Origin of the sequence: Arthrobacter sp. SLBN-122, assembly GCF_006715165.1 — a bacterium.
GTDB lineage: Bacteria > Actinomycetota > Actinomycetes > Actinomycetales > Micrococcaceae > Arthrobacter.
In genome coordinates, this window is the sequence record NZ_VFMS01000001.1 from 2,353,895 (window position 1) to 2,374,602 (window position 20,708).

19 protein-coding genes are annotated in these 20,708 nt (G+C 67.0%); 9 read left to right on the forward strand and 10 right to left on the reverse strand.

What is annotated here, in order from left to right:
• Window positions 1–14: 14 nt before the first annotated feature.
• From FBY36_RS11015 to FBY36_RS11050, 8 genes are all read right to left on the reverse strand, one after another.
• Window positions 15–2,573, reverse strand: a complete 2,559-nt coding sequence (locus tag FBY36_RS11015) for a rhamnogalacturonan lyase (protein ID WP_142119347.1) — start codon at window positions 2,571–2,573, stop codon at window positions 15–17.
• A 272-nt stretch (window positions 2,574–2,845) separates the two neighbouring features.
• Window positions 2,846–4,429, reverse strand: coding sequence for a long-chain-fatty-acid--CoA ligase (locus FBY36_RS11020; RefSeq protein ID WP_442858237.1), 1,584 nt, complete (start codon window positions 4,427–4,429; stop codon window positions 2,846–2,848).
• The gene (locus tag FBY36_RS11025) at window positions 4,426–5,622 is read right to left on the reverse strand and encodes an acetyl-CoA C-acetyltransferase (protein ID WP_142119349.1); all 1,197 of its coding nucleotides are present in this window, start codon (window positions 5,620–5,622) and stop codon (window positions 4,426–4,428) included. The genes FBY36_RS11020 and FBY36_RS11025 overlap by 4 nt, the downstream gene beginning before the upstream one ends.
• A 48-nt stretch (window positions 5,623–5,670) precedes the next feature.
• A complete protein-coding gene (locus FBY36_RS11030) occupies window positions 5,671–6,927 on the reverse strand; it encodes an acyl-CoA dehydrogenase family protein (protein WP_142119351.1) in 1,257 nt (418 codons plus the stop codon).
• Between the two features lie 114 nt (window positions 6,928–7,041).
• Complete coding sequence (locus FBY36_RS11035) at window positions 7,042–7,749, reverse strand: TetR/AcrR family transcriptional regulator (RefSeq protein ID WP_200830480.1); 708 nt, start codon at window positions 7,747–7,749, stop codon at window positions 7,042–7,044.
• A 70-nt stretch (window positions 7,750–7,819) separates the two neighbouring features.
• Complete coding sequence (locus tag FBY36_RS11040; RefSeq protein ID WP_142119353.1) at window positions 7,820–8,842, reverse strand: NAD-dependent epimerase/dehydratase family protein; 1,023 nt, start codon at window positions 8,840–8,842, stop codon at window positions 7,820–7,822.
• Window positions 8,836–9,807, reverse strand: coding sequence for an aldo/keto reductase (locus FBY36_RS11045; RefSeq protein ID WP_142119355.1), 972 nt, complete (start codon window positions 9,805–9,807; stop codon window positions 8,836–8,838). The genes FBY36_RS11040 and FBY36_RS11045 overlap by 7 nt, the downstream gene beginning before the upstream one ends.
• Before the next feature lie 34 nt (window positions 9,808–9,841).
• On the reverse strand, window positions 9,842–10,663 hold the full coding sequence (locus FBY36_RS11050) for an aldo/keto reductase (RefSeq protein WP_142119357.1): 822 nt from the start codon (window positions 10,661–10,663) through the stop codon (window positions 9,842–9,844).
• A gap of 211 nt (window positions 10,664–10,874) precedes the next feature.
• Between FBY36_RS11050 and FBY36_RS11055 the strand changes: the two genes are divergently transcribed.
• Window positions 10,875–11,774 (forward strand): helix-turn-helix domain-containing protein, encoded by a 900-nt coding sequence (locus FBY36_RS11055; protein WP_235008803.1) that lies wholly within the window; start codon window positions 10,875–10,877, stop codon window positions 11,772–11,774.
• Window positions 11,775–11,913: 139 nt separating this feature from the next.
• Entirely contained in the window at window positions 11,914–12,120 is a 207-nt protein-coding gene (locus tag FBY36_RS11060) for a hypothetical protein (RefSeq protein ID WP_056331347.1), read from the forward strand.
• 67 nt (window positions 12,121–12,187) lie between these two features.
• Here FBY36_RS11060 and FBY36_RS11065 read toward each other — a convergent pair whose 3' ends face one another.
• On the reverse strand, window positions 12,188–12,403 hold the full coding sequence (locus FBY36_RS11065; protein ID WP_056331348.1) for a dodecin: 216 nt from the start codon (window positions 12,401–12,403) through the stop codon (window positions 12,188–12,190).
• A gap of 97 nt (window positions 12,404–12,500) precedes the next feature.
• The gene (locus FBY36_RS11070) at window positions 12,501–13,205 is read right to left on the reverse strand and encodes a FadR/GntR family transcriptional regulator (RefSeq protein WP_142119360.1); all 705 of its coding nucleotides are present in this window, start codon (window positions 13,203–13,205) and stop codon (window positions 12,501–12,503) included.
• Between the two features lie 174 nt (window positions 13,206–13,379).
• Here FBY36_RS11070 and FBY36_RS11075 point away from each other — a divergent pair, with 174 nt between their 5' ends.
• The 7 genes from FBY36_RS11075 (at window position 13,380) to FBY36_RS11105 (ending at window position 20,644) form a co-directional block, all read left to right on the forward strand.
• Window positions 13,380–14,864: a four-carbon acid sugar kinase family protein gene (locus FBY36_RS11075; protein WP_142119362.1), complete on the forward strand. Its 1,485-nt coding sequence runs from the start codon at window positions 13,380–13,382 to the stop codon at window positions 14,862–14,864.
• A gap of 47 nt (window positions 14,865–14,911) precedes the next feature.
• A complete protein-coding gene (locus tag FBY36_RS11080) occupies window positions 14,912–15,811 on the forward strand; it encodes an NAD(P)-dependent oxidoreductase (RefSeq protein WP_142119364.1) in 900 nt (299 codons plus the stop codon).
• A 171-nt stretch (window positions 15,812–15,982) separates the two neighbouring features.
• Window positions 15,983–17,449 carry a GntP family transporter gene (locus FBY36_RS11085; protein ID WP_142119366.1) on the forward strand — a complete coding sequence of 489 codons (1,467 nt, stop codon included), beginning with the start codon at window positions 15,983–15,985 and terminating at the stop codon, window positions 17,447–17,449.
• Complete coding sequence (locus tag FBY36_RS11090; protein WP_142119368.1) at window positions 17,449–18,312, forward strand: class II fructose-bisphosphate aldolase; 864 nt, start codon at window positions 17,449–17,451, stop codon at window positions 18,310–18,312. Before FBY36_RS11085 ends, FBY36_RS11090 begins: the two co-directional genes overlap by 1 nt.
• A 150-nt stretch (window positions 18,313–18,462) precedes the next feature.
• The gene (locus FBY36_RS11095; protein ID WP_142119370.1) at window positions 18,463–18,867 is read left to right on the forward strand and encodes a DUF1304 domain-containing protein; all 405 of its coding nucleotides are present in this window, start codon (window positions 18,463–18,465) and stop codon (window positions 18,865–18,867) included.
• Between the two features lie 91 nt (window positions 18,868–18,958).
• A complete protein-coding gene (locus FBY36_RS11100; RefSeq protein ID WP_142119373.1) occupies window positions 18,959–20,299 on the forward strand; it encodes an acyltransferase family protein in 1,341 nt (446 codons plus the stop codon).
• 15 nt (window positions 20,300–20,314) lie between these two features.
• Complete coding sequence (locus FBY36_RS11105; protein WP_142119374.1) at window positions 20,315–20,644, forward strand: GNAT family N-acetyltransferase; 330 nt, start codon at window positions 20,315–20,317, stop codon at window positions 20,642–20,644.
• Window positions 20,645–20,708 lie beyond the last annotated feature (64 nt).

A 20,708-nucleotide genomic window follows, 5' to 3' on the forward strand; every position in this document is an offset into this window, starting at 1 on the left:
GGCCGTCCCTGCCCTCACTGGCCTGGATTCGAGAAGGCCCGGAGGATGTTGCCGGCGTTGTAGTCCAACGCCACCCGGGCCGTACTTGATACCGTATCCGGCCCCTTCTGCTGGGCAAGGAAGTCTGCAAACCTCCGCATGGCCTGGCCTGCCTTGGCCGGGTCGCCGTCCTGGACCGCCTTCGCTGCCTGCTGAATACTGGCGTCGAGCTGGGCCCCCACGGGTCCCGCCACATCCCCGGAGTCCACCAGGTCCGAAAGGATGTCCTGTAGTGCCTTGAGGCTGCCCGGCAGCCACGCGGCCCGCAGGGGTACGTTGCCGAAGGTCATGTCGGAGGCAAGGTAGAAGTCGGTGTAGGCAGGCTGGTTGTAGGCCGTGTTCTGGCGGGCAACCTCGGCGCGGTACTGCGGATCGTGCATCAAGGTGTAGAGCTTGTGGTTGGTGACCTCCGTGCTCAGGTAGATCCGGAGCGCTGAGCTGTCGGCCGTCCGGACCACCATCTCCTCGCGCCAGTCACCCAGGATGTCCGCCACCAGGCTGGGAGTGCCCTTGGTGCTGTTGTTGGTGCGGGTGCCGTCCGCCGTGAGCAGCCGCCCGCGCTTCCAGTCATCGATGGTGGGGGTCTGGTCGCCGGAGCCATTGATGATCTGCGTGGTCATGTCCGCGGCCCACTTGATGCTCATGTTGGTTCCGGGGGCGCTGCTGGAAAGCTTGCGGCCGTCCGCGGACTGCATGCCGATGGCCCAGTTCTCGATGCCGGGAACGGACGGATCCACGTCGCCGATCATGCCTCGGCCGGTGTCCTTGCCCGAGTAGGCGCCGAACAGTACCTCCCCGGTGGCGGCGTCCCGCATCGCGTAGCCGTACGGGGCATAGGCGGCCCCTTCATGCACGGTGAAGATCTCCTTGCCGGGGCGCGCCGGGTCGATGTCCGCCACATGCATGGCATCGCCATGTCCCAGCCGCGCCTCCCCGCCGGGAGCGGCGCTGCCGGTGGGCAGCGTGTCGAACGACGTGTACAGGACTGATCCGTCGTCGTCGAGCGTTGCCGATCCGTAGACGATCTCCTGCTTTCCGTCACCGTCCACGTCGGAGGCACTCAACGAGTGGAAGCCCTGGGTGGTGAGCTTGCCGTAGGTGGGGTCCGTGCCGTCGCGGCCGTGCGGGGAGTCGTTGAAGGGGTTGGTCATAGGCGTCCAGCCGGAGTCCACGTTCCAGACCGGCGACAGGTTGGTCCCGTCCCAGGTGTAGGTGGCCAAGGTGGTGCGGGTGTAGTAGCCGCGGGCGAAAACGGCTGCGGGCTTTTTGCCATCGAGGTAGGCGACGCCGGCCAGGAACCTGTCCACGCGGTTGCCCGGCTCGATCCGTGCCATGGCGTAATCGCCCCACATCAGGCCGTCGTCCGTCCGGCCCGGCATATAGGCCACCGTCTTCAGCTCCTTGCCCGTGCCGCCCTCGAAGACCGTCAGGTACTCGGGCCCGGAAACTATGAAGCCTTCAAACGCGCGCAGGTTGTTGCGGGCGCTGCGCGACGGGGCGTAGACGTCCATGAAGTAGTCGGTGAGTGCTTCGGCGTCGGGCTGGGACAACGGGTACTTGTACTTGGGCGCGATGCCGAACGCTTCCTCAAGGGTGGCGGGCCAGTGGCCGGCCTTCACCTCGGGGTGCTCTGTCCAGCCTTGGAAGGTCTTCACCATGTGCCGGTAGTAGTCGGCGGCGCTCATGCGGTAGTCGTCAGCGTTGGAGTAGCCGGCGTCGATATCGGACTGGAGCAGCGAGATGAAGGAACTCGCCGCCACGCTGCCGTCGGCGTTGAAGCTGGTGCTCATGGTCCCCGGCGCCGTCTTCATCATCATCTCTGCCCGGCCGTCGCCGTCGAAGTCGTTGACCAGCATTTGGGTGTAGTGGGCGCCGGAACGGATGTTGACGCCCAGGTCGATGCGGCTGAGGAGGGTGCCGTCCGCCTTGTAGGTGTCCACGTAGGTGTTGCCCGTGTAGCCCACCTGTGAGACGTCCTTGGAGTTGTTGGGGTCCCACTTGACGATGAATTCGTATTGGCCATCGCCGTCAACATCGCCCACGGAGGTGTCGTTGGCGGAGTAGGTGTAGGCCTGGCCTGCGGGGGTCACGCCGTCCGCCGGCTTCTTGAGCGGGATGTCCTTGAAGTTGCTGCCCCAGGGGGTGGCGGCTGCGCTGCGGTCCACTTCAGCGCCCCCGACGACGGCGCGCACCTGGTAGGCCGAGGCGGCCGTTCCGGTACGGTCCAGGAAGTTGGTGCTGTCCGTGACGGTGGCCAGCTTTTGCCCGTCGCGGTACACAGTGAAATCGGTGCCGGTGAGGCCGGTGGCGGAGGACCCGGTGGCTTCGTTGCCCAGCAGGCGCCAGCTGAGGACAACGCCCTCCGAGGTGCCGGCGGCCACCAGCCCCCGGTCCAGGTGGTCCAGTTGAATGCCGGGGTTCCCGGGCTTGGGGGAGGGTCCGACGGCGGAGGCCGGGGCGGCGAGGCAGCCCACCGTCAGTGCCAGGCCGGCGCCGACCGAAAGAAGGCGTATGGGGGTGAGGCGGGGATTCATCAGTGAATCCTTTCAATTTTGAGACCGGAAAACGCTTCCCCAGCAATCTAGGCCTGGGGGAGGGGCGAAGGCAACCCTTGTATTCCTGACCCGGTCAGGGTATTTAGAACGTTGTAGAAGCGGCAAGCCGATGCCCGCCAAGCATGCTTGGCGGGCATCGATGCGGAGCCCTGCCGCGAGGCGCCGGCCTTGCCCTGTCCCGCCTCGACCCGCCCTGGCCTGCCTCGACCCGCCCTGGCCTGACCTGACCGGCCTTGATATACCCGAATGCCCTAGGCGGGGTCGCCGGCCAGCTTCCGCTTCAGGATCTTCCCACTGGGTCCCAACGGTAGTTCGGAAAGGATCCTGACCACCCGCGGGTACTTGTAGGCCGCGAGCTGGTTGCTGGCGAAGTCCACTAACTCGGTTTCACTGACGGTTGCGCCGGCGTCCAGCACGATCGCGGCCGCAATTTCCTGCCCGTGGACCTCGTCGGGGATGCCGTAGACGGCGGCGCTCACCACTGCCGGGTGGGTCAGCAGGACTTCCTCCACTTCCCGGGGGTAGACGTTGTAGCCGTTGCGGATGATCATGTCCTTCTTGCGGTCCACGATGGTGAGGTAGCCGTCGTCGTCCTTTGTTCCCAGGTCTCCGGTGCGGAACCAGCCGTCCACCACGGCCTCCGCGGTGGCCTCGGGCCGGTTGAGGTAGCCCTTCATCAGCAGGTGTCCGCGGACGACGAGTTCACCGAGTTCGCCGTTGGGCAGCAGCTCGATGGCCTCCACCGTCTCCGGGCGGGCGATTTCGATATCCACGCCCCAGATGGGGACCCCAATGGTGCCGGGCCGGGGTGCGGTGCCCACGTGGTTGAAGGAGGCCACCGGCGAGGTCTCGGTCAGGCCGTAGCCTTCGTGGATCTCCACACCGAAAACGTCCCGGAACCTGTCCATGACGGCCAGCGGCAGGGATGCGCCGCCGGAGATGCCGTACCGGAGCGCGCCCGGACGGTCCGGTACCGTCTTCGCAGCTTCCAGAAGCGCCACATACATGGTGGGCACCCCCAGGAAGATGTTGACCTTATGCCGCGCCAGCAGCCTCAGCGCGTCCTCGCCGTTGAACCGCGGCATTAGGACGATGGTGGCTCCGGCACGCAGGCCCGTATTGAGGACCACCGTCTGGCCAAAGGTGTGGAAGAGCGGCAGCCCGCCGAACAGGACGTCGCCTGGCCGGAAGTCCATCACGCTGGTCAGCAGCACGCTTGTCTGTTCCACCAGTGAGAAGTGCGTGCCCAGCGCTCCCTTCGGTTTGCCGGTGGTGCCCGAGGTGTAGAGGATGGTGGCCGTATCCGAGGGGCGGCACGGTTCATACGTCCGGATGGGTTCGACGGCGGCTGCTTCCGCTTCCAGCCGGGGGAACCCGCCGTCGTCGGGAGCCATTACCGTCAGGACGCCGGTTCCGTTGGCCGCGGCGCCTGCAGCGCCCTCCGTGAGCAGGGGAGCGGCGCAGACCAGCAGCCTTGCGCCGCTGTCCTGCAGGACGTATTCGATTTCGCGGGCCTTCAGCAGGGCGTGAACGGGGACCACGATGGCGCCGAGCGACAGGATGGCGTAGTACACCCGGGCGAAGTCCGGGACATTGGGGATCAGGACGGCGACGGCGTCCCCCGGGCCAATGCCGCGGGCCCGCAGCGCACCGGCATAAGCACGGGTCTGGGCCCAGAGGTCGGCGTAGCTGACCTGGTCCTCACCCACCACGAGGGCGATGCTGTTTGGAGTCCTTTTGGCTGATTCGGCCAGGACGGCTGCGACGGAGATGGTGGCGAAGCCGTCGGCGGAGGGGTTGTTGGTCATGGCCTGCTTCTTCGTTGGGGTGGTCATGCTGTGAGGATGAGGGCGTCGCCCTGGCCGCCGCCGCCGCAAAGGGCCACGACGCCGGTGCCGCCGCCGCGGCGTTTCAGCGCAAGCGCCTGGTGCAGCACCAGGCGGGCACCCGAGGCGCCCACGGGGTGGCCCAGGGCAATGGCCCCGCCGTCGGCGTTCACGGCCTCTGTATCGATGCCGAGGTCGTTGGCGGAATGGATGAGGACCGAGGCGAAGGCTTCGTTGATTTCCACCAGGTCCAGTTCCTGCACCGTGAGCCCCTGGTCCTTCAGCGCGCGCTCGATGGCACGGGCCGGCTGGGAATGGAGGGATCCGTCCGGTCCCGCCGTCTGCCCGTGGGCGCCGATCTCGGCGATCCACTCCAGCCCTGCCGCTTCGGCCGCCGCCTTGCTCGCGATGACCAGCGCCGCGGCGCCGTCGGAGAGGGGCGACGCCGAGCCGGCGGTGATGGTGGCAGTCTCCTCCCTGGAGAATGCCGGCCGGAGCTGCGCCAGGGATTCGGCCGTGGTTTCCGGGCGGATGCCCTCGTCGTGCTCAATGGTCAGCGCCGGGCCCTTGCGCTGCGGCACCTGGATCGGCGCGATCTCCTCGGCCAGAACCCCGGCGGCCCGGGCTGCTTCGGCGCGCTGGTGCGAGCGGGCCGCCACGGCGTCTTGTTCGGCGCGGCTGATCCCGCGCTGGGCGTTGCCGGCGTCTGTGGCCTCGCCCATGAGCTTGCCGCTCACCGGGTCCTGGAGTCCGTCGTGGTTCAGGGAATCGAGCATGGGAGCATCGCCGATGACGACGCCGGCGCGAAGCCCGGGGACCAGGTGCGGTGCGTTGGTCATCGACTCCTGGCCGGCGGCCACAATGAAATCCGCTTCCCCGGTTCGGATCATCCGGGCGGCGTCGATCACGGCAGTCAGCCCGGACAGGCAGAGTTTGTTGATGGTGATGGTGGGGACATCCCAGCCGATGCCCGCGGCCAGGCTGGCCTGGCGTGCGGGCCCCTGCCCGGCGCCGGCCTGGATGACCTGCCCCACGATTACGGCGCCGATTTGTTCTGGCGCCACGCCGGTCCGTTCCAGGGCCGCCCGGATGGCATGGGCGCCGAGCTGGCTGGAGGAGAAGGGCGTGAGGCCGCCGCGGAACCGGCCGAACGGCGTGCGGGCGCCGCCCAGGATGACGGGGATGTTGGCGTTCTGGTTCAAGAACAGTCCTTTCAGGGATGACGGGCGGCGGAAGCCACGCGGTAGGTTTCAGGCGAACGCTGACATGCCGGTGATGCCCCGGCCGATGATCAGGGCCTGCATGGTCTCGGTGCCTTCATAGGTGTGGATGGCTTCGATGTCGGCCAGGTGCCGGGCCACGCGGTTCTCCAGCAGGATGCCGTTGCCGCCCAGAAGGTCACGTGCATTGGACGCAATGCCCCGGGCGGTCCGGGTGCAGGTGTACTTGGCCAGCGACGCCTGCTCCGGAGCAAGCATTCCGGCTTCATCGAGCCGGGTCATCTGCACCACCATCAGTTGCATGGTGGCCAGCTCGCTGAGCATGCGGGCCAGCCGTTCCTGGACGATCTGGGAGGCGGCCAGGGGCCGGCCAAACTGCTTGCGCTGCTTGGCGTACTGGACGGCGGTTTCGTAGCAGGCGGTGGCATGGCCGACGGCGGACCAAGCGACACCCAACCGGGTCGCCAGCAGGACACGGGCGGTGTCCTTGAAGGTTCGGGCGCCCGGGAGGACGCTTGCTTCCGGGACAAAGACATCCTCCAGCCGGATGTGGGCCTGCCAAATGGCGCGCAGGGCCAGTTTGCCCTCGATCCTGGTGGCGGTGTAGCCGGGGGAGTCCTGCGGAACCAGGTAGCCGTGGACCTGGCCGTCGTCGCCCCGCGCCCACACAATGCTGACGCCGCCAACGGAGCCGTTGCCGATCCATTTCTTTTCGCCGTTCAGCAGGTAGCCGCCGTCAGTACGGGTTGCCGTGCTTTCCAGGGCCACCGAGTCTGAGCCGTGGGTGGGCTCTGTCAGAGCGAAGGCGGCGTATTCGGTGCCGCCGGCGATCGCGGGCAGCCAGCGCTCCCGCTGCTCAGCGGATCCACATTCCGCCACGGAGCGCAGGGCCAGGCCGCCCTGGACCGCGATCATGGTTGCCACGGAGCCGTCGCCGCGGCTGATTTCCATGTTCACCAGCCCGGCGGCCATGCTGCTCATCGGAGCGTAACCGTCCACTGGCACGCCATCGCGCAGCAGGTCCAGTTCGCCAAGGCGGCGGAGCAGATGCAGTGGGTACTCGCCGCGTTCCCAGTAACCATCGATGACCGGGAGGACCTCCTCCTGTACGAAGCGGCGGGCCCGGTCCCAGTACATGCGGTCCTCATGGCTGATGCCGGTCAGGACGGACGCGGGGTCGGTGCCGAGGGCCTCGGTCAGGAAATAGTCCGGCTCCACGGTGCCGGCAGGAAAGCCCGCAGGGCTTTCGGTGCGGGCGGGCACCTGGGTGGGCGACGTCGTCGTCATGTATCTGCATCCTCTAAATCAGCGGCGGTGGAACTGATGTGGCTTCCGCCACACCGACACTAAGGATGCATTGAAACGCAGTTCCACGTCAAGAAACTCAGTGTCACCGGCGGGTTAGGGGAGGGCGTCCAGGACTGCCTGGGCGATCGCTTCCCTGCCTGCCTGGCCCGGAAGGACGGTCACGACGACGGTCGGCGCAGGTTGGGCGGTGGCGGCGCCACCAAGGAGTGCGGGCCTGAACGTTTCCGCCAGCGCCCGGAGTTCGGCTGCGAGGGCGGGAGCCCTTTTCCGGTCCCCATCCCCGGTTTCGCCGGCACCGGGCGCCCGCAGCCACTGCCGCAGGAAGGCGTTATGCACCGCCACCACGGCCGCGGCGAAGGCCACGGCCTTGTACCCGCCCGGCCCGTCCTGGGGCAGCTTGTCATTGAGGTACTGCAGGAAGGCCCGCTCGTACCGGTGCGACGTGACCAGTTCCCGGTCCCGAAGGGCCGGAACCGCCTGCAGCAGTTCGTACCGGGCCAGGGACGTTTCGCGGTTCCGCAGGTGGTGCTCGAAGACCAGCAGTGCTGCATCGGCGACGGCGGCCAGGGGTTCCAGCCTCGATTCCGCAAGCCGGTCATTCACCTGGCGCAGGATCCGTTCATGATCGGCGAAGACCACGTCCTCCTTTGACCCGAACCGCCGGAAAAACGTGCTGCGGCTCATGCCCGAGACTTCAGCCAGTTCCTCAACGGATGTTGCATCGAAACCCTGCCTGGCCAGGAGCCCGATGGCGGCGGCCACAGGCTTATCGGCGGACTGTTCGGAAGGGGGCAACGTCATGCGCCGAAATTAGCACAGCCGGCAAGTAGCGCCGGCCCGCCGCTGGATGCGGCAGGCCGGCGCCACCGGCTCAGGCTCCCTGGCGGGACCAGCTGGTGAGTTTGTCCGAGAGCTGCATGTAGGCCTCGTTCACCTGCTGCAGCTCCGGGTGGCTGTCATACCACTCGACGATTTCCCGGGCGCCGTCCGCGAACGGGATGGTGGCGGTGTAGTCCGGGACCAGGGACTTGATCTTGGTGTTGTCGAAAACCACCGAATGGGACCTGTCGCCCAGGAGGTTGGAGCCCAGTTCCTGGTCGTGGGCGGCGATGGTTTCAGAGGCCACGTGCACCAGTTCCGGCTCCCGGACTCCGGCTGCTCGGGCGAAGAGCGCGTAGATCTGGTTCCAGGGCAGGTACTCGTCGGAGGTGATGGTGTAGCTCTCGCCCACCGCCTGCGGCCGTCCCAGTACGCCGACGAATGCCTTGGCGAAGTCCCTGCTGTGGGTCAGCGTCCACAGTGAGGTGCCGTCGCCATGGACCATGACCGGAAGGCCGTTGCGCATCCGGTGGATGTCCGTCCAGCCGCCCACCATTGCAATCTTGGTGCGGTCGTAGGTGTGCGACGGGCGGATGACGGTCAGGGGGAAGTCCTGCTCCCGGTAGGCCAGGAACAGCAGTTCCTCGCATGCGATCTTGTCCCGGGAGTACTGCCAGAACGGATTCTTCAGCGGCGTCGACTCCCGGATGGGAAGCCTGGTGGGCGGCTTCTGGTAGGCGGAGGCGGAGCTGATGAAGACGAACTGCCCGGTCCGTTCCCGGAAGAGCTCCATGCTTGTTTGCGCCTGGTCCGGAGTGTAGGAGATGAAGTCCGCGACGGCGTCGAACTCCCTCCCGCCCAGGACTTCCCGGACCGAGGCCGCATCCCGGACGTCCGCGTGCAGCACTTCTGTCCCGTCCGGGACCGGCCTGCTGGACTGGCCTCGGTTCAGGATGGTCAGCCGGTGGCCCAGCGCGACGGCGCGTTCGGCTGCCGCCGCGCTGATGACCCCGGTGCCGCCGATGAAGAGGATGCTCCGGGATGCCACGGTATCGCCCACGGGTGGGGTTACCACGCGTAGTCCTCCGGTGCCGTGCGGTGTCCCGGGAAGATGTCGTCCAGCCGCTTGAGGGCGTCGTCGTCGAGGGAGACGTCCAGGGCGCGGATGGCGGCGTCCAGCTGTTCCTGCGTGCGCGGGCCCACGATCGGTGCGGTTACGGCGGGCTGGTGCAGGAGCCAGGCAAGGGCAACGTCGCCGGGCTCGTGGCCCAGTTCGTCGGCGAAGTCCTCGTACTGGCGGATCTGGTCTTCGTGCTTCTTCAGCGTCTCCGCGGCGCGGCCCTCGGTGCGCCGCACGCCTTCACGCTCCTTCTTCAGCACCCCGCCCAGCAGCCCGCCCTGCAGCGGCGACCAGGGGATCAGGCCAAGGCCGTACTGCTGTGCCGCCGGGATGACTTCCAGCTCCACCTGGCGCATGAACAGGTTGTAGATGGACTGCTCGCTGACCAGGCCGGTGTAGTTCCGCCGCCGGGCCGCTTCCTGCGCCTGGGCGATGTGCCAGCCGGCAAAGTTGCTGCTGCCCGAATACAGGATCTTGCCCTGCTGCACGGCCACCTCGATGGCCTGCCAGATCTCGTCCCACGGGGTATCGCGGTCGATGTGGTGGAACTGGTACACATCGATATAGTCCGTCTTCAGGCGCTTGAGGCTCGCGTCCAGTGCCCGGCGGATGTTGAGTGCCGAGAGCTTGGATTCGTTGGGCCGGTCCGTCATGGTGCCGTAGAGCTTGGTGGCCAGTACGGTGTGTTCGCGGCGCTCGCCGCCCTTGGCGAACCAGCGGCCGATGATTTCCTCAGTCCAGCCGCGGTGGTCCACGCCGCCATAGACGTTGGCGGTGTCGAAAAAGTTGATGCCGGCCTCGTGGGCCGAGTCCATGATGCCGTGGGCGTCCGCCTCCTCCGTCTGGGGGCCGAAGTTCATGGTGCCCAGGCAGAGGCGGGAAACTTTCAGGCCGGAACGGCCCAGGTGGGTGTACTGCATGGAAAATCCTTTCGGTGGTGGAGCTTGTCGGAACCTACATCTGGGTGAATGCGGCGACGGCGGGATCGGAGCCAATGCGGGCGCCGGACTCCAGTGCGGTGATGGCGGCAAGTTCGTCCTGGGAAAGCTTCAGGGACGATGCTGCGAAGTTTTCCCGGATCCGGTCCGGGTTGGCCGACTTGGGGATGACGATGTTTCCGTTGGCCAGGTGCCAGGCGAGCACCACCTGGGCGGTGCTGGCGTTGTGGGCGTTGGCGATTGCCGTGACGGCGTTTCCGTTCAGGTCCCCGCCCTGCCCCAGCGGGCTGTAGGCCTCCACCGCGATGCCCAGGTCCCGGCATTTCGCCGCGAGGTCCGCCTGCTGGTAGCTGGGGTGCAGCTCGATCTGGTTGACGGCCGGAACGGTTTCCGCCGACTCAAGGAGGGTGTCCAAGTGGTCGGAGAGGAAGTTGGAGACGCCGATGGCGCGGATTTCCTTGTTTTCGTACAGCCGCTCCATCTCCTTCCAGGCCTGGATGAAGAGCCCTTGCGAGGGGACCGGCCAGTGGATGAGGTAGAGGTCGATGAAGTCCAGGCCCAGTGCCTTGCGGCTGTTCTGGAATGCTTCCTGCGCGCGGCCCTGCTCGCCGTTCCGGAGCTTCGTGGTGATGAAGATTTCCTCGCGTGCTATTCCGGTGGCGGCCAGGGCTGCGCCCACGCCTGCCTCGTTCCGGTAGGCTGCGGCGGTGTCAATGTGGCGGTATCCCGCTTCCAAAGCGTCCTCCACGGTCCGCTGGGTTTCTTCCGGCGGGACCTGGAAAACGCCGAAGCCAAGCTGCGGGATCGTGACGCCGTTGTTGAGTGTCAGCTCTGACATGGGTGTGCTCCTTGGAACGATATGGGATGGAACGTGGTGCTTAAGTGCCGGCTGCTCGACGGAATGAGAAAGCGGTTTCCGCCGGCTCACTCCTGAGCCTATGCACTTTCCGCCGCCAAGTCAGCAAACAAGGCTGTTCCTGTTTTTCCTAGGACTGCCAGTCCTACCTTCGTTGTAGAGCAGGACACTCATCGCAGGCAGAATGGTTTCCATGGGTCAAAGCGCAGAGTTCGGAAAATTCCTCAAGGCCATGCGGTCGCGCTTGAGCCCGGAGGTCGCAGGAACGGGTCCCAGCACGGGGGCCCGGCGGGTTCCGGGGCTGCGCCGGGAGGAAGTGGCGCGCCTTGCCGGTGTCAGCACCGATTACTACGTCCGGCTTGAGCAAGGGCGGAACATCCACCCCTCGCGGACCGTGCTGGACGCGGTGGCCCGGGCGCTGCGGTTGGACAGCAGCGAACACGCGCACATGTTGGACCTGCTCGAGAACTGCGCCGGTGCTCCCCGCGAGCCCGGCAGCAATGCGGCCCAGGGGGTCCGCCCGGCCCTCCGGCAGCTCCTCGACGCAGTGGGGGAGGTGCCCGCGATGGTGCTGGGCCGGCGCAGCGACGTCCTGGCGGGCAACAGGATGGCATTCCTGCTGTTCACGGATTTCCCGGCGCTGCCGCCCGCCGAGCGGAACCTCACCCGCTGGACCATCCTGGACCCTGCAGCCCGGGAACTGTTCAGGGACTGGAAGACGGTGGCCGCCGAAGCCGCGGGATCCCTCCGGCTGGACGTGGGGCGGCACCCCAATGATCCGCAGGCCAACCATCTGGTGGGTGAGCTGGCGGTCCACAGCGAACATTTCCGCCAGTGGTGGGCCGGGCACCGGGTGGCCACCCGATCGGCCGGCACCGTCCGGCTTCACCATCCCGCGGTGGGGGACCTGGAACTGAACTTTGAAAACCTCGTCCTGCCGGAGGACCCGGACCAGACGCTGAGGGTGTACTCCGCGCGGCCGGGATCGCCGTCGTCGGACGCCCTTGCCCTGCTGGGCAGCCTCGGTGCGGTGCCGGACGCCGGCTTGGAGCACGGCGACACCGTGGTGGTCGAACGCGGTGAAGCGGGCTGACGCCGCGCTGCTGCTGTTCATTCGTCCAGGGAAGGGCGTTTATTCTGGCCAGCCGCCCATTGGCCGCTGACCAGGCGTTTCCTAGGGTGGGAGTACACGTTTTCCCTGCCCAGTCTTAATCACCAGGATGGTCTCAACGATGAAACGCATCGCCCTGCTGAAGGAGCGCCAGGCGTCAGCCGGCGCCGCCTCCACCGCCACCGGCTCGCACTGCCCGGCTTCCGGCCTCTGGAGCCCGGACCTCGATCCGCACACGGTTCTTTCCTTCTTCGAAGGGCATGTCTTCCCCGCGTTCGACGGCGTCCCCACCGTGTGGCGCCGCCGCAGCCCGGGCACGGCAAACTAGGACAATCAGCGCGCAATAAAACAGGTCGTGAAGCCAAAGGCTTCACGACCTGTTGTGTTTGGCTGGATCAGCCCTGCTCTTCCAAGCGGAACCCGATCTTGATGGTGACCTGCCAGTCTGCGATCTTCCCGTCCTCCAGGTGGCCGCGGACCTCCTTGACCTCGAACCAGTCGAGGTTTCGCAGGGTCTGGGATGCCTTGGCAATGCCGTTCCGGACGGCGTCGTCCACGCCCTGGGTGGAGGTGCCGACAATTTCAGAAATGCTGTACGTGTGGTTGGACAAGTTCGCTCCTCGTGGTCATCGTTGCCCCCGGTTGCGGGCCGTCCCTGAAGCCTAGTGGGACCACTGGAGCGTTGAACAGGCCCAGTCCGCGCGCCGGCTACTTGGCTTCCAGCACCAGCTGCTTGAGGTCGTCGAGGGTTTGCTGCATGTGGGCGTCCATGGCCTGGCGCGCCCGGGCGGCGTCGCGGGACTGCAGGGCCTCGGCAATGTTCCGGTGATGGCCGATGGCGTGCTCCTGGATTGCCGGAACGGCAGAAGTCTCAGCCCTGCGCTTTTCCAGCACCCGGTGCAGGGGCTCGAACAGGACCGAAACGAAGACGTTCCCGGATGCACGCAGGATGACGTCGTGGAAAGCCAGGTCCGCCTCCACGAAGGCTGCCACATCGTTGATGCTGTGGGCCGCCTTCATCGCCGCGACGTAATTGAAGAGAGCTTCGATGTCCTCCTCCGCGATCCGTCCGGCGGCAAGCTCACAGGCCCCCGTTTCCAGCATCCGGCGGAGCTCGATGAGCTGGATGGAGGCGTCTGCGTCGTTCTTTCCCTCGGCCGCGGCCCGGAGCACTGCTTCCAGCGAAGCCCAGCTGCTCAGCGGGTTGACGAAGGTCCCCCGGCCGCGCTCCACACTCAGGATGCGCTGGGCCTGCAGCGTCTTCATCGCTTCGCGGACCGTCATGCGGCTGACCTCGTGGCGTGCGCTCAGTTCATGCTCACCCGGAACGGTGGAGCCGGGCGGAAACTCGCCTTCGATGATGCGGTCCAGCAGCTCGTCGGCCACTACGCCTACCAGTGACTTCCTTGCCAATGTTGCCCCCGATCCCTGTTCCAGGCCGTCGCCTGGCGGATATGTCAGACAAGTCTACTTGCGCGTCCGTATGCTCTGTGCCACACTAACTTTCAAATGCAAGATGTCAGACATCTTACAGTTATCTACACATCAGGATCCGCACGCCCGGATCCATACACAACGGAGTGCACTGTGACGCTTGAAGCAGACGTTCTGGCCGCCTATCCGGCAGACATGGAAATCCCCGCCGGGCTGGTTGCCGGCGCGCTGGCCGCTTCCAACGCGGAGGTGCCCCGTGTCCTGGTAGTGCTCGACGACGACCCCACCGGCACCCAGTCCGTGGCGGATCTGCCCGTGCTCACCCGCTGGGACGTGGCGGACTTCGCCTGGGCCTTTAGCCAGGGCAAGCCCGCCGTGTACGTCCTGACCAACACCCGCAGCCTGGACCCCGCAGAGGCCGCCGCCCGCAATGAGGAAGTGGTCCGGAACGCCCTGGCCGCCGCAGGATCACCCAGGAAGCTCCGCCTGGGCTTCGTCAGCCGCAGCGACTCCACGCTCCGCGGCCACTTCCCGCTGGAACCGGACGTCATCGCAGCCACCGTCGCAGAGGTCAGTGGGGAAAAGACCGACGGCGTGGTCCTGGTGCCGGCATTTCCCGACGCCGGCCGCGTCACCATTGGCGGCGTGCACTACATGCGCGGCACCGGCGATGCCCAGGGCAGCCTGGTCCCCGTTTCCGAGACTGAGTTCGCCAAGGACGCTTCCTTCGGTTTCAGCACCTCGGTCATGGCGGACTACGTGGCAGAGAAGTCGCAGGGCAGGTTCCCCGCCGACTCCGTGATTGTCCTGGACCTGAACATCATCCGGGCCGGCGCTTCGGCCCAGGATCCGGCCATTTCCGCCAAGGCCATTGCCGACGCCATCGAGCCGGCCACCGACTCCACGCCCATCGTGGCCGACATCGTCACGGAGAACGACTTCCGCGCCCTGGCCCTGGGACTGGACGAAGCGGAACGCCGCGGCAAGAAGCTCCTGTACCGCGTGGGTCCGCCTTTTGTCCGCGGCCGCATTGGTCAGGAAGTCCGCACCGCGCTGACCGCCGAAGAGGCATATGAGGGCAATACCCCGTCGGAGGCGGGCGGCCTGATCGTGGTGGGCTCGCACGTCGGCGTCACCACGCGGCAGCTCAACGTCCTCACGGCGGAACACAACTCCGCCCGCATTATCGAGATCGACGTCGAGAAGCTCCTTGGTGGCGAGCAGGACGCCAAGGCGCACCTGGACCAGACCGTGGACGCCGTCGTCGATGCCCTCCGCGCCGGTGACGTCATCGTTCACACCAGCCGCCTGCTCATCAAGACGGACGACCCCGCCGAAAGCCTGCGGATCGCACGGACCGTGTCTGCCGCCGTCGTGAACGTGGTCAACCGGACCCTGAAGATCTTCCCGCCGCGCTTTGTCATCGCCAAGGGCGGCATCACCTCCTCCGACGTGGCAGCCCACGGCCTGGAAATCCGCCACGCCATTGTCCGCGGCCCCATGCTGCCCGGCATCGTCAGCCTCTGGGAGCCGGTTGACGGACCCGCCAAGGGCATCCCGTACATCGTGTTCGCCGGGAACGTGGGCGACGACGATTCCCTGGCGCAGGTCACCCGCAAACTCAGCAACACTTTCTGAGCCCACTGGCTCCCAACAAGCCCCGCAAAAATTCAACGGAGAACACCATGACCAGCAACTACACCGTCACCGTCCTGGGCCTTGGCGCCATGGGCCTGCCCATGGCCACCCGGCTGGCATCCCAGCTGACCGTCCACGGCTTCGACATTGCCGAGCCGCGCCTGGAACTCGCCCGGGAAGCCGGGATCGCCACCTTCACCACGGCACGCGAAGCCGCCAAGGGCGCCAACGCCGTCCTCCTGGCCGTCCGCAACGGCGAGCAGCTCAACGACGTCCTCTTCGGCGAGAACGGCGTGGCCCCGGTTCTCGAGCCCGGCGCCGTCGTTATCCTGGGCAGCACCGTGGGCACGGACGCCATTCCCGCCACCGTGGCCAGGCTTGCCGAATACGGCGTGGACCTGGTGGACGCCCCGCTCTCCGGCGGCCCCAAGCGCGCCGGCGAAGGTGACCTGCTGATCGTCGTCGGCGCTTCTCCGGAAGCGCGCGAAAAGGCCGCCCCCGCACTGGAGCTCCTGGCTTCCACCCTGACGGTGGTGGGCGACAACCCCGGCGACGGCCAGGCCCTGAAAACCGTCAACCAGCTGCTGTGCGGCGTCCACATCGCCGCCGCAGCCGAGGCCCTGGCCCTGGCCGACGCCCTGGGCCTCGACCAGGCCAAGACCCTTGCCGCCCTGGAAGCGGGTGCGGCAGGTTCCTTCATGCTCTCCAACCGCGGCCCCCGCATCCTGGAGGCCTATGACGAGGAAGGCGCCGAGGTCCTGTCCCGCCTGGACATTTTCGTCAAGGACATGGGCATCGTAGGCAAGGCCGCCCGTGCCGCCGGCCTGGCAGCCCCCGTTGCCGCCGCCGCCGAACAGCTCTACCTCCTGGGCCAGGCCCAGGGCCTCGCGGCCGCCGATGACTCCGCCGTCATCAAGGTGGTCGCGCCCACTAAGCGCACCAAGTAACCACTGCCGCGCTGGCCACCCCCCCCACCGGTGCGACGACGGCGGTCCCCCCTCCGCCGTCGTCGTACCTCCCAGCGTTGCCGGGTCCGTTCCGCAACGTTTGTTCCACCCCTCACCATGCCCTGATGCCGACCTGCCCCGGGACCGGCACGTCAAAGGAGACACCTCCCCGTGAACCACCTGATGAGTCCGCTGATACAGCGGGCGGCCGACGCCCCGGCCATCAAACCAGCCGCTGAGCTGGGCACCCCGGTACTGCTCACCATCGCGGCGGTGGGCATTGCCATCCTGCTGGTGATGATCATCCGCTTCAAGATCCAGGCCTTCGTGGCGCTGCTCACCGTCAGCATCCTGGTGGCCGTGGCTGCCACCATTCCGCTGCAGCACATCTTCACCGTGGTGTCCGGCGGCGTAGGCAGCACCATGGGCAAGGTGGCCATCCTGATTGCGCTCGGCGCCGTGCTGGGCCGGATGATCGAGGTGTCCGGCGGCGTCCAGTCCCTCGCGGACCACTTCACCCGCAAGCTCGGAGCCAGGCGCGTGGCCGTAGCGCTCACCGCCGTCGGCTTCCTGGTGGCCATCCCCGTCTTCTTCGAGGTGGGCATCATCGTGCTGGTGCCCATCGTGTACGCCTTCGCCAAGATCGCCAAGGTCCACCCCATCAAGTTCGGCCTTCCCATGGCCGGCATCATGCTCGCCATCCACGTGGCCGTCCCGCCGCACCCGGGCATCGTTGCAGGCGCCGGCGTACTTGGCGCCGACATTGGGCTCATCGCCCTGATGTCCCTGCTGATCTGCATCCCGCTGGGCTTCCTGTCCTACTGGGTCGCCTCGATCATGAACCGCAAGGAATATGAGCTGCTGCCCGCCGTAAAGACCCAGGTGGAGGAGTTCGGCTCCGACTCACTGGTCAAGGTAGGCCATGACGGACCCGGTGCCGCCGCCATCGCACCGCCGCGGCCGGGCCTGATCATCTTCCTGATCGCCGCACCGATCGTGCAGATCCTCCTGGGCACCGCCGGCACCCTCATCCTCCCCAAGTCCCACCCGCTGTACGGCCTTGCAGCCTTCGTCGGCAACCCCTTCCTTGCACTGCTGGTGGCCGTGGCGCTGTCCTTCTTCCTGCTGGCGGTCCGCCGCGGCTGGTCCTTCAAGGAAACCGGTGAAATCTTCGAAGGCTCGCTGCCGCCCATCGCCTCCATCCTGATGGTGGTGGCCGCTGGCGGCGTGTTCGGCAACGTCCTGCAGGTTTCCGGTATCGGTTCCGCGCTCTCCAAGACCCTGGACACGCTCGGCGTGCCCCTGCTGCTCCTTGGCTTCATCATCTCCCTGGCACTGCGCGCTGCCCAGGGTTCGGCCACCGTGGCCATCGTGACAACCACCGGCCTGCTCTCCGCAGCGGTCAGCGGCGGAGGCTACAGCCCCGCGCAGATTGCCGTGATTGTCATCGCCATCGGCTTCGGCGCCCTGGGCCTGTCCCACGTGACCGACGCCGGGTTCTGGGTTGTGGTCCGCTACTACGGACTCACGGTTTCCGACGGATTGAAGACCTGGACGGTCCTGACCACCGTCCTGGGCCTGGCCGGCTTCGCGCTGACCTTCGTTGCCTGGATCCTGGTGGGAGGCCTGGGCGTCTAATGCGTACCCGACTGGACCACCTGGTCACCTCCGCCCTGCAGCAGGGCTCCGCGGTGCCCGCCTTCACCTGCTACGACTTCACCACCGCGCTGGCCATGGTGGGCGCCGCCGAGGAATCCGGGCGGGGCGTGATCCTGCTGGTGGCACCCAAGACCGCCGCCACCGCCAACGGCCTGCGGCTCATCGCGGCACTGCGCGGCCTGGCCGACGCTGCCACGGTGCCCGTGGCGGTGCAGCTCGACCACGCGTCCGACCTCAACGTCATGGCCGACGCCGTGGCGGCAGGCGCGGATTCCGTCCTGGCTGACGGTTCCTCGCTCCCTTACGAGGAGAACATCGAACTGGTCCAGGCGGCCCGCGCCCTGCTGGGCGCCGAGGTAGTGCTGGAAGCCGAACTGGGCGGCCTGGCAGGGGACGAGGACCGTGCCTTTTCCGCCGACCAGCCGGCCGGCCAGGCCGGCGTGGACGTGGCCGGCCTGACCGACTCCGCGCAGGTGGAGGACTTCGTGTCCCGCACCGGCGCGGAACTGCTGGCAGTGGCCGTGGGCAACGTCCACGGCAAGTACAAGGGCGAGCCGCGGCTGCGCTGGGACGTACTGCAGGACATTGCCGCGCGGGTGCACATTCCCCTGGTCCTGCACGGTGCCTCCGGCATCCCCGCAACGGAACTCGTCAAGGCCGCGGCCATGAACGTTGGCAAGGTCAACTTCAATACAGAACTGCGAACCGGGGTGCTGGCCACCCTCCAGGACCAGCTTCCCGGCCACCGCGCGGACGGCGAGAACCTGCAGGGCCTGCTGGCCACCTGGAACCAGTCCGCCAAGGGCTTTGCCGCCACCACGCTGGCCACGCTGGCACGGTAACGTCTCAAGAAACACCACGGGAAGCCGCACCGCAAGCCGCACAAGAAGCCTCATAGACGGGAGGCCAGGATCAAGCAGCCAGTCCTGGCCTCCTTCCCGTTGACGGGTTTCCGCCGCTCTTATGCCTTTCCCGGAGGCTAGGATCAAGCAATGACCCTGGCCTCCCTTCTTTTTGCCTTCCTTGCCGGCGCGCTGCACGTCTTCATCTTCACCCTGGAGTCGCTCACCTGGACCCGGCCCGCCACGTGGAAGCGCTTCGGGGTTGCTTCCCAGTCCGATGCCGAGACCACACGGTCCCTGGCCTACAACCAGGGCTTCTACAACCTGTTCCTGGCCACCGGGGCTTTCATCGGCGCAGGGCTCGTGGCGTTGGGTGGCGAGGGGTCCGCCCAGGCCGTGGCAGGCTGGACCCTCATCTTCAGCTGCTGCGGATCCATGCTGCTGGCGGCCGCCGTCCTGGCCTTCACCGGACGAAAGTACCTCCGCGCCGCCATAACCCAGGGCATCACGCCCCTGATCGCCGTCGTGCTGGGACTGCTGGCAATACTGCCGTAGGAAGATCCGCAACCGGCCAAAGTCCTTAATCCACACCGGCGCCTGGGGGCACAATGGTGCCATGGGCAGCGTCGAGCCTTTGTAGGGTCCCATGCGAAGCACCGGCACGCGGGGGACAGGAAGCGGGGCGGACACGGCAAGCCGTGATCCGGTGATCGATATTGTCCGGTTCATCTGCCTGGTCCTGGTGGTGGTGGGGCACTCCACGATGGTCAGCCCGGTCCTGCACCCAGACGGGACCGTGACAACCGAAAACACCTTGGCCGAACAGGACTGGTTCGAACCCGTCATCTGGATCTTCATGGTCATGCCCCTGTTCTTCGTCACCGGCGGCATCACCGGCCTGCAGTCCTGGCGCCGGCTCAAGGCAAGCGGCGGGACCGGGGCGCAGTTCATCCGCGCGCGCCTCCTGCGCCTGGTCCGCCCGGCCGCCGCCCTGCTGGCAACCATGGTGGCCGGCCTGTCCGTGGCCGCAGCGCTCGGCGTGGACCGGCAGGTGGTCCAGCTTGTTGCCACCGGGGCGGGCATGCCACTGTGGTTTCTTGCGGCCTACCTTGCAGCGCAGCTGAACATTCCGGTCCTGGCAGCGCTCCATGACCGCGCACCCTGGCTGACCCTCGGCCTGCTTACCGGGCTGGTGATTGCCGTGGACTGTCTCCGCGGTACCGTGCCGGACCTGGCCAACGCGAACCTGGTCTTCGTGTGGTGCGCAGTCCAGCAACTGGGTTTCCTTGCCGCGGACGGGCAACTTTCCCGCCTCTCCCGCTCCGGGCTGCTGGGCATCGCGGTGGCGGCACACCTGCTGCTGGGACTCGTGACCGGACTTGGCCTGTACCGCGGCAACATGCTGGTCAACCTCAACCCGCCCAACCTGTCCCTGGTGCTCCTGGGCGTTTCGCAGCTGGCGGCGATGGAACTTGCGCGGCCCGTCCTGGCGCCGCTGGCCGGCATCCGCTGGATCAGCCGGCTCCTGCAGGTGGCCGGCGCCCGGTCCCTGACGGTCTACCTGTGGCACCTGCCGCTGCTGGCGGCCATGTCCGGATTGCTGCTCCTGGCACCGATCGCCAAACCAGCATCGGGTACGCCCGAATGGTGGTGGTCACGTCCACTGGTGGTCCTCGCGCTGGTCTTCCTGCTTCTGCCGGTGGCCGCAGCCTTTGGCCGCCTGGAGGAACGGACGACGGCGCTCCAGGCTTTCCGCTGCAGGCCCGCCGTGGCGGGGACCGCCGTCGTAGTGGTCTTCATTCCCGTGGCGGACGCCGCGCTCAGCGGCCTGTCGTTGGGGCTGCTGGCAGCCGGCGCCCTGTGTTTTTGCGTGGCGATCCTTCTGCTGGGCGGACTGCCGCTGCCGCGGCGCGGTGCTGTCCGCAGGGGCCGGAAGCGGGGGCCGGGGAAGAGGGGCCCAAGGGGCATTGCCAGCGGCGTGAAGTAGTGCCAGTGTCGAACCATGACCGAGAACACCGCGTCCGCAGAGGACACCTTCACCGCCAATGTCTCGCTGCTGCGCAATGACGAACAGCAACGGTATGAGCTCCTGGTGGATGGCAGGTTGGCTGTCCAGGCCTTTTTCCGCGACCTTCCCGGGCACATTGATTTCACCCACACCGAGACCGGCGAGGACTTTGAAGGCCAGGGCCTGGGCAAGGTCCTGGCGCATTTTGCCCTGGATGATGTGGTGGCCACGGGAAAGCGGATCATCCCGCACTGCCCGTTCATTTCCAGCTACCTCCGCAAGCATGAGGGCTACGGCCAGTTCGTCGACTGGCCCGAACGCTGACCCCTCCTGGCCACACCTGGTGGTTATTCCCCGGCCTGCACCGGGTACAGCCTGCATACGTGCG